Origin of the sequence: Roseomonas sp. TAS13, assembly GCF_001950415.1 — a bacterium.
GTDB classification, from domain to species: domain Bacteria; phylum Pseudomonadota; class Alphaproteobacteria; order Acetobacterales; family Acetobacteraceae; genus Roseomonas; species Roseomonas mucosa.
The window spans coordinates 1-8,801 of sequence record NZ_BDLP01000181.1; the positions used below are offsets into that span (position 1 = coordinate 1).

At 69.9% G+C, this 8,801-nt stretch carries 9 protein-coding genes; 6 read left to right on the forward strand and 3 right to left on the reverse strand.

The window, feature by feature from the left end; genetic code table 11:
- The 6 genes from ROTAS13_RS14340 to bfr form a co-directional block, all read left to right on the forward strand.
- A partial coding sequence (locus ROTAS13_RS14340) for an ATP-binding cassette domain-containing protein (RefSeq protein ID WP_139323366.1) occupies positions 1 to 736 on the forward strand: 736 nt, incomplete at its 5' end.
- Between the two features lie 115 nt (positions 737 to 851).
- Positions 852 to 1,250, forward strand: coding sequence for an OmpA family protein (locus tag ROTAS13_RS14345; protein ID WP_019459959.1), 399 nt, complete (start codon positions 852 to 854; stop codon positions 1,248 to 1,250).
- Positions 1,250 to 3,109 (forward strand): DNA helicase RecQ, encoded by a 1,860-nt coding sequence (gene recQ, locus ROTAS13_RS14350; protein ID WP_083755539.1) that lies wholly within the window; start codon positions 1,250 to 1,252, stop codon positions 3,107 to 3,109. The genes ROTAS13_RS14345 and recQ overlap by 1 nt, the downstream gene beginning before the upstream one ends.
- A 111-nt stretch (positions 3,110 to 3,220) precedes the next feature.
- Positions 3,221 to 4,759: a tetratricopeptide repeat-containing serine protease family protein gene (locus ROTAS13_RS14355; RefSeq protein WP_075822670.1), complete on the forward strand. Its 1,539-nt coding sequence runs from the start codon at positions 3,221 to 3,223 to the stop codon at positions 4,757 to 4,759.
- A gap of 84 nt (positions 4,760 to 4,843) precedes the next feature.
- Entirely contained in the window at positions 4,844 to 5,032 is a 189-nt protein-coding gene (locus ROTAS13_RS14360; RefSeq protein ID WP_075822671.1) for a bacterioferritin-associated ferredoxin, read from the forward strand.
- Positions 5,033 to 5,129: 97 nt separating this feature from the next.
- Positions 5,130 to 5,636: a bacterioferritin gene (gene bfr / locus ROTAS13_RS14365; protein WP_019459957.1), complete on the forward strand. Its 507-nt coding sequence runs from the start codon at positions 5,130 to 5,132 to the stop codon at positions 5,634 to 5,636.
- A gap of 109 nt (positions 5,637 to 5,745) precedes the next feature.
- Here bfr and ROTAS13_RS14370 read toward each other — a convergent pair whose 3' ends face one another.
- Genes ROTAS13_RS14370 through ROTAS13_RS14380 form a run of 3 tightly spaced genes read right to left on the reverse strand, consistent with a single transcriptional unit; the run spans position 5,746 to position 8,411 of the window.
- Positions 5,746 to 7,491 carry an ABC transporter ATP-binding protein/permease gene (locus tag ROTAS13_RS14370; protein ID WP_075822672.1) on the reverse strand — a complete coding sequence of 582 codons (1,746 nt, stop codon included), beginning with the start codon at positions 7,489 to 7,491 and terminating at the stop codon, positions 5,746 to 5,748.
- Between the two features lie 48 nt (positions 7,492 to 7,539).
- The gene (locus ROTAS13_RS14375) at positions 7,540 to 7,848 is read right to left on the reverse strand and encodes a DUF3253 domain-containing protein (RefSeq protein WP_083755540.1); all 309 of its coding nucleotides are present in this window, start codon (positions 7,846 to 7,848) and stop codon (positions 7,540 to 7,542) included.
- Positions 7,833 to 8,411, reverse strand: coding sequence for a pyridoxamine 5'-phosphate oxidase family protein (locus ROTAS13_RS14380; RefSeq protein WP_075822673.1), 579 nt, complete (start codon positions 8,409 to 8,411; stop codon positions 7,833 to 7,835). The genes ROTAS13_RS14375 and ROTAS13_RS14380 overlap by 16 nt, the downstream gene beginning before the upstream one ends.
- Positions 8,412 to 8,801 lie beyond the last annotated feature (390 nt).

Sequence of the window (8,801 nt, forward strand, 5' to 3'; positions counted from 1 at the left end):
CCTGCTGGAGGCCGCCGATGCCCCGGTCCCGGCGCCCGACCCGGCCGTGCCGGCGCCGCTGCCGCCGGGCCATGCCATCCGCATGCGCGACATCCGTTTCGGCTGGGAGGCGGGGCGGGAACCGGTGCTGGACGGCTTCTCGCTGGAGATCCCGGAAGGGGCGCGGGTGGTGCTGCTCGGCCCCTCCGGCGCCGGCAAGTCCACCGTGGCGGCGCTGCTGCTGGGCCTCGCCCGGCCGCAATCCGGCAGCATCACCCTGGGGGGTGTGGAGATCGCCAGCCTCGCCGCCCACGACCTGCGCCGCCGCGTCACCTGCCTGACCCAGGATGCCCGGCTCTTCGACGACACGATCGCCGCCAATCTCCGCCTCGCCCTGCCGGAAGCGGAGGAGGCCGCGCTCTGGCAGGCGCTCGACCGCGCCCGGATCGGTGATCTGGTCCGCGCCTTGCCGGACGGGCTGGAGACGCGCTGCGGGGAGGCGGGAGCGCGCTTCTCGGGCGGGCAGGCGCGGCGGCTGGCCCTGGCCCGGGCGCTGCTCTCCCCGGCGCCGGTGCTGATCCTGGACGAGCCCGCCGCCGGCCTCGACGTCACCGCCGAGCGCGCCTTCCTGGAAACCCTGGACGAGGCCGCCGCCGGGCGCACGGTGCTGCTGATCGCGCATCGCCTGACCGGGGTGGAGCGCCCGACGCGGGTGCTGCGCCTGGCCGGCGGGCGGGCCTTCCATGCGGCTGGCTGATCACAATGAATCAGGCGGGTGCGCGCGGTGGCCGCGAAGCCGCCCTGGCCCGTTGACGGGGCGGAAGGGGCATCGCATGGCACGCGCTGTCACATTGTCCCGGAGACGCGCGCCGATGCGCCGGTTTTTCCTGCTTGCCTCCCTTGCGGCCCTGCCCCTGCTGGCGGCCTGCGCCAGCCCGAGGATGGGCACGCCCCAGGCCCGCGTCGTCTTCTTCGAGCGTGACGACGCGACGCTCGACGATGCGGCCAAGGGCCTGATCGCCGAGGCGGCCGACATCGCCAACCGCTATCCTGAAACCAAGGTCAGCGTCCTGGGCTTCGCCAATCCCGAGCCGACCCCCGTGCCGGGCGGCAACCGGGAGCTGAGCCAGCGCCGGGCCGAGGCCGTGGCGGCGCAACTGCGTGCGAACAAGGTGGATGCGTCGCGCATTACCGTCCTGCCACTCGGCGCGGTCCCCTACGAGCGTGCCCCCGTCGAGAGCCGGCGGGTGGAGATCAAGATCGGAAACTGATGCTTGGATTTCTGCGTGACCGCCTGACCGACCGAGGGACCGGGCAGGAGGCCGACGGCCCCCGCAAGGTCCTGAACGACGTCTTCGGCCACAAGGAATTCCGTGGGCGCCAGGAGGAGATCGTCCACCACATCGTGGCGGGCGGCTCCGGCCTGGTGCTGATGCCGACGGGTGGCGGCAAGAGCCTGTGCTACCAGGTCCCCGCCCTCTGCCGCCCCGGCCTGGGCGTGGTGGTCTCGCCGCTGATCGCGCTGATGGAGGACCAGGTCTCGGCCCTCCGCCAGGCGGGCGTGGCGGCCGCCGCGCTGCATTCCGAGATGGAGGAGGGCGAGCGCGGCAACCTGTTCCGCGACCTGTCGCGCGGCGCGCTCAAGCTGCTCTACGTCTCGCCCGAGCGGCTGAACCTCGAATCGACGCTGGAGCGGCTGGGCCGCACCGAGCTCGCCCTCTTCGCCATCGACGAGGCGCATTGCGTTAGCCAGTGGGGGCATCACTTCCGTCCCGACTACCGCGGCCTCGACGTGCTGGCGCGCCTTTTTCCCGAGGTGCCGCGCATCGCGCTCACCGCCACCGCCGATGCGCGGACGGTGGAGGATATCCGCGAGCGCCTGAGCCTGACGGAGGATCCGGTCTTCCGCGGCGGCTTCGACCGCCCCAACATCCGCATCGAGGCCGCGCCGCGCGAAAGCGCCCGGCGGCAGATCCTGGCCTTCGCGCGGGAGGCCTCGGACGGGCGGGGCGCCGGCATCGTCTATTGCGCCACCCGCAAGGGCGCCGAGCAGACCGCCGGCTGGCTGCGCGAGAACGGGCACGACGCCATCTCCTTCCATGCGGGGATGGAGGCCGCCGACAAGCGCGCCGCGCACAAGCGCTTCGCCAGCGGCGACGCGGTGGTGATGGCGGCGACCGTCGCCTTCGGCATGGGCATCGACCGGCCCGATGTGCGCTGGGTCGCCCATGCCGCGCTGCCGGCCAGCCCGGAGAGCTGGTACCAGGAGATCGGCCGCGCCGGGCGCGACGGGCTGCCGGCCCGCGCCCTGCTGCTGCACGGGGCGGAGGACATCGTCTGGGCGCGGCACCGGCTGGAGGACAGCCCGGCCTCGGACGAGCAGAAGCGCATCGAGCGCGAGCGGCTGAACCGCATGGTCGCCATCGCCGAGAGCCCGACCTGCCGCCGCCGCATCCTGCTGCGCTGCTTCGGCGAGGACCTGGAGCAGGACTGCGGCAATTGCGACGCCTGCCTGCGTCCGCCCAGCCTGCGCGACGGGACCGTGGCGGCGCAGAAGCTGCTTTCCGCCGTGGTCCGCACCGGCAGCCGCTTCGGCCTGGGCCATCTGGTGGACGTGCTGCGTGGCGAAAAGACGGAGAAGGTCCTCCAGTTCGGACACGACCAGCTCCCCACCTTCGGGGTGGGCCGCGACGTCTCGCCGCAGCATTGGCGCAGCATCGCCCGCCAGCTCGTGGCGCGCGGCGCGCTGGACGTGGCGGTGGAGAACCACGGCGAGTACCGCCCGACCGAGGCGGCCCGCCCCATCCTGAAGGGGCAGGAGAAGGTCATGCTGCGGGAGGACGCCGCCCTGCCGCGCGTCTCCGCCCGTGGCGGCCCGCGCCGGCGCGAAGCACCCGCCGCCTCCGGCGATCCGGTCTTCGAGGCGCTGCGCTCCTGGCGGCGGGACGAGGCCCAGCGCCAGGCGCTGCCCGCCTACATGATCTTCAGCGACCGCACGCTGAGCGAGATCGCGGCGCAGAAGCCCACGGACCTGGACGAACTGGCCACCGTTCCCGGCGTCGGGGCCAGCAAGCTGGAGCGTTACGGCGAGGACGTGCTGGACGTGCTGGCGACCTGCGGCCGGGGGTGAGGCTGTCCCCCGCCTGGACAAAATAAACTCGCCCGTCCTTCTGGTGCCGGATTACTTCTCGTAACATTTCCGTGTCGCTACATTTGCTCAACCTTTGGTTGAGGAATCGACATGCTGCGCTGTCTCCTTCTGCTCTCCGGCGCCGCGCTTCTGGGCTTGGCTGGTCCCCTGGAGGCAGCGGCGCCGGATCGGCTGGGCAGCCTGACGGCGGATGCGCTGGCTTCCGGCTGCCATCGCCCGCCATCCCGCCTTGTGGCGCGTCCCCGCGTGGCGGAGGCCACGTTGCGGCAGCGGGCACGCGATCGCGACCCGGAAGCCATGTACGGCCTTGCCCAGATCCTGCTGGAAAGCCGGGACGAGGACGAAACGGCGGCGGAGGCGCTTTACTACCTGGAGCAAGCCGCCCTGGCCGGCCATCCGCATGCCGCCGGGGAAGCCGGCAGCGCCCATGCCAGTGGCTACGGCACGGAACGCGACGAGGCCCGTGCTGTGGCGTGGTGGCGCTATGGTGCGAGCCGTGGCCAGCTTCGCGCACAGGGTTGCCTGATGGTCGCGGCGCTGCTGGGGCGCGGCATGGAGGCCGATCCCATCGAAGCGGCGCGTTGGGCGATCCTGCGCGAGAGCCAGCATCGCGGGCCCTTCACCATTCAGCCCAGCCTAGCGGGTTTCGAACGCCAACTCTCGTCCGAGAGCTTCACGCGAGCCCGGCAATGGGCGGCCCGCCCTGTCGAGGCGGCGCCCGTGCCGCCGCTGGTGCCGAAACCGGCACGTCCCCGGCCGTCGAAGGAGGCGTCGGGGGAGGAATTCATGTCTGACGTCGGGCGGGACGAGAGCCCGCTGCCGTCGCGGCCCGCCTATCGCTATGCCGTCGCCGGGACGGCAGGCGGAAGCACGCTCCGGAAATCCGGAAGTGGCTTCGCCGTGGCGTCGCATCTCATCGTCACCAACTGGCATGTGGTGAATGGCTGCCGACAGGTTTCGGTCCAGGCCGGGTTGGCGGAACTGGCTGGTGCCAAGCTGCGCGGACGCAACGAGGAACTCGACCTCGCCCTGGTCGATGTGCCAGGGCTGAACCGGCCATCGCTGGCGATCGCCACGGATGTTCGCCCAGGCACCCCGGTGGCGGCCATGGGCTTCCCGGGCATGAACGTGAAGACACGGGAGCCCACGGTGACCGGCGGCAATGTCAGCGCCATTGGCGTGGGCGAGAATGATGGCTGGATCCAGTACACCTCGCCGACCCAACCGGGTAACAGTGGTGGGGCCCTGCTGGATATGTCGGGCAGGGTCGTTGGCATGCCCGTGGGGCAGGTCGATGCCGTTCTATCACTGCTGCGGAACGGGACCATGCCGCAGAACGTCAACCTGGCCATCGCGCCACGGCTTCTGCGGCGCTTCTTGCGCGATTACGATCTGCCACTGACCGAGGCATCCGGTTTCGCCGATGCGGCCAGCCAGCCACGCAATCTCGCCGACCTTATGGAAGAAACCGCTCGCTCCGTGGTCCGCGTGCTCTGCTACGGCGACCCGCCCAAAGCCCCGAAAGGCAGGACTAAGAGGACGACTGCGCCTGCACCCACGCCGGAATACCCATGGCAGGCGCCTCGGCCACGCACCCGCATGACCGGTGGCGGGGCGGAGGAGGAATAGGTTGCGAAAGAAACTAATAATGACTTGCATCGAATCGGTGGGGATGCGATAGCGGCCGCGTCATCGCACGGACGCGACATCCGCATGTATGTTTGCCTCTGCAACGGAATCACCGACACGCAGGTCAGGGATGCCATCGCATCCGGCGCCAGCCGCTGTTGCGAGATCTATTCAAAGTGCGGCTGCAAAGCGCAGTGTGGCACCTGTACGCGCATGATTCTGGCCATGATGCGGGAACAGCCGGGACAGGTTCAGGCGCGCGCCACTCGCTGAAACTGTTTCTCACTCTCAGAGTCGTTGAAAATCAATGACTTGACGCTTAGTGGGCTTTCTGTCTTCTCGTCGCCTCAGACGAGACGGGAGACAGACCATGTCCGCTTACGGCGACCCCAAGGTCATCGAGCACCTGAACACGCAGCTCACCAACGAGCTGACGGCGATCAACCAGTACTTCCTGCACGCCCGCATGCTGAACCATTGGGGTGTCACCAAGCTCGGCCGGCACGAGTACAAGGAATCCATCGAGGAGATGCGACACGCGGATGACCTCATCCACCGCATCCTGTTCCTCGACGGGTTGCCGAACGTGCAGCGGCTGAACCAGGTCCTGATCGGTCAGTCCGTGAAGGAAATCCTGGAATGCGATGCGAAGCTCGAGGAGAAGGCGATCAACGATCTCCGCGAGGGCATCGCCTATTGCGAGAGCGTGCGCGACTTCATCTCGCGTGACCTGCTGGTGAAGATCCTCGCCGACGAGGAACACCATGCGGACTTCCTGCACGCCCAGTTCACGCTGATGGGGAAGATCGGCGAGGACCGCTACACGATGCTCAACAGCGACGCGGCGCCGGACCAGAACCAGGACGGCGATCACTGAGGCCCCTTGCCGGCGGGGCGATCCCGCCGGCGCCGGGGGTGGCCTGCGCCACCCCGCGTGGCGGAAGCCGCCGAAGGGCCGGAGGACGTTCCTCCGGCCCTTCGCATGTTCAGGCCCCGGCGGACGCGACCGGGGCAAGCTGGCCGCCGCCCAGGCGCAGCCCCCGGTCATGGAAGCGCGCCACCGCCGGGCGATGGGCGATGGAGACGATGCCGGTCCCCGGCAGCTTCTCCCGCAGCCGGGCATAGAGCACCTCCTCCGATTCCGGATCGAGATTGGCGGTCGCCTCATCGAGGAAGAGCCAGTCGGGCTTCTGCAGAAAGGCACGGGCCAAAGCCAGGCGCTGCTGCTCGCCACCCGAAAGGCGCCGCTCCCAGGCATCGCTCTCGTCCATCTGCGGGATGAATCCGTCCAGCCCGGCGCTGTTCAGCGCGTCCAGCACCTGCTCCTTGCTGAACTCGCCTTCCGCCATGGGATAGCAGACCGCATGGCGCAGCGTGCCGAGCGGGATATAGGGCCGCTGCGGCAGGAAGAGCACGCGTGCGTCGGCCGGGACCTCCACCCGGCCCCGCCCGAAGGGCCAGATGCCCGACAGTGCCCGGAACAGCGTGGACTTGCCGCTGCCCGAGGCGCCGGTGACCACCACCGCCTCGCCCGGCGCCAGGGACAGGTCGGCATCGCCCACCAGCACGCGGCCATCGGGCAGCTTCAGCTCGATATCATGCGCCACGAGATGCGAGCCGGTGGCGGTGACGAGCTTCGGCCCCTCGTCGGCGCGCGCCTCCGACATCGCGATGGCCTGCCGGAAGCCGGCGAGACGCTGCACCGTCGCGCGCCAGTCGGCGAGCAGGCCGTAGCTGTCCACGAACCAGGACATCGCGCCCTGCACCTGGCCGAAGACGGAGGAGGTCTGGGTCAGCGCGCCGAGCGGGATGCGGCCTGCGAAGAAGGCGGGGGCGGCGACGATGAAGGGGAAGATCACCGCGAGCTGCCCGAAGGCGGAGGTGAAGAAGGTCAGCCGCTTCGTCACCGTCATCAGCATGCGCCAGTTCGCCACCACCGCGGCGAAGCGCCCGGCCAGGCTGCGCTCCTCGCCCGCCTCGCCGCGATGCAGGGCGATGCCCTCGGCATTCTCCCGCACGCGGATCAGCGAATAGCGGAAATCCGCCTCCAGCCTCTGCTGCTGGAAGTTCACGGGGATCAGCCTGCGACCGACCAGATGCGTCAGCCAGGTGCCGAGCGCCGAGTAGAGAAGCGCCACCCAGACGAGGTAGCCGGGGATCGGCAGTTCCAGCACGTTCACCGGATCGGACAGGTTCCAGAGCACGGCGATGAAGGAGACCAGCGTCACCACCGAGTTCATCAGCCCCAGGCCCAGCGACAGGTTCTGGCTGACGAAGCTGTTGACGTCCTCGGAAATGCGCTGGTCCGGGTTGTCCGTGCCCGTGTCGGAAAGCGCGATCCGGTAATAGGCGCGGTCCCGCAGCCAGTCCCCGGTGATGCGCCCGGTCATCCAGCGCCGCCAGCGGATCTGCAGCAGCTGGCGCAGGTAGAGCTGGAACACTGCCACCAGGATGAACAGCGCCGCCACCACGCAGAAGCCGGGCAGGTAGCCTTCGTCCGGATCATGCCGGCCCAGGAAGAGAAGCTGGGAGAAGGCCTCCCAGTTCTTGTCCTGGAGGGAGTTGTAGAAGGCGCGGTTCCAGAAGGTGAGGATCACGTTCATCCCCACAAGGGCGAGGTTCAGCAGGACCACCACCGCCAAGAGGCCCCGGGCGGACCAGCGTTCCTCGCTGAACCAGAAGGGGCGGGCGAGGGCCCAGGCGTCCCTGAGGGCACCGCGCGTGTCACGCATCGCGGGATCTCCAACATGTCAAAGAGAAGAAAGCCGGAAACGGCGGCGTCAGCGCGCGGCGATCCGCAGGCGGATAACCCCGCGCACTTCGCCAGGCTCCACCGGCTTGCCCTTGCGCAGCACCTCGATCTCGCCCTGGCGAGCCAGTTCCATCGCCGTGTCGCGCACCGGCCGCATCAGGCCGCGCCAGGATTCGCCACCCAGCTCGCGGGCGACCTCGCTGGGACAGATGGACTTCTCCGCGCCACGCTGCATGGCAAGGCGCCGGATGCTTTCGGCGATCCGCTCCCGGCCGGGCGGCGCGGCACTGGCCGGAGGCTCTGAGGCCTGTGGGTCAGAGGTCAGGGGATCAGCCATCTTGCCTCCACGCCCTGGCCCAGGAAGCGGAAGCGGGCCCGGCGGTGTCGTTCGGGGTCGAGGTGAAGCCACTCCATCTGCCGCAACCGGACCGTGATGACACAGAAATTCGCGCGGGCCTGCGGTGTGACGACGGGCGGCGGGGGAGGGGCGGGCACGGCGCTTCCAGGCGGGGCGGAGGCCGCGTAGCTGCGGCGCTCGCCTTCCGGCATGGCGGCCCAGGCGCGGTCGGCCAGGGCGTCGCCGCGATGCAGCCGCGCCTCGCCCTCCAGCCGCAGCTGCCACTGCCGCGCGGCATCCCAGCCCAGCAGGGAGACGCGCGGATCGGCCGCGATCTCACCCACCTTGCCCGCACGGGCATCGCTGTGCAGCCAGAGAGTGAGGCTCCCGGGCTCGAAGCCGCGCAGCACCACCATGCGCTGGCGTGGCGCGCCATCCGCGCCCTGGCTGCCCAGGGCAAGCAGCCGCCATGCGTTTTCCCGGTCGCCGGGCGCCACATGCAGGAGGTCGAGGATCTCCAACAGGATCCGGTCCGCTTCCGGCTCAGCCGCACCGGTGGTCACGCCTTGGTCCTCAGGGTTTCGATCCTGCGTCGGCAAGGAGGCAGGCCTCGCCTGGCGTCGTGGCGATGATGCCTCGGTGTTTCCAACGATCCACCGCCCACGCATCCGGTGCGGCGGGGTTCGTGGGAGCGAGACTAGCAGCTTCCCCCGGCCGGCACAGCGGGCAGGCTTGTGCCGTTGCGTAACGTGGCTCGGGGCAGGCGTACGGCGCGCAAAGAAAAAGGGCCGGTCCTTGCGGACCAGCCCCCTTCCCGAAGCGACGTCTGGAGCGTCTGCGCGATCAGCGCAGGACGATCTCCACGCGGCGGTTCTGCGGCTCGCGCACGCCGTCGGCGGTCGGCACCAGCGGACGGCTCTCGCCGAAGGCCTCGACCGTGATCTCCGAGCGCT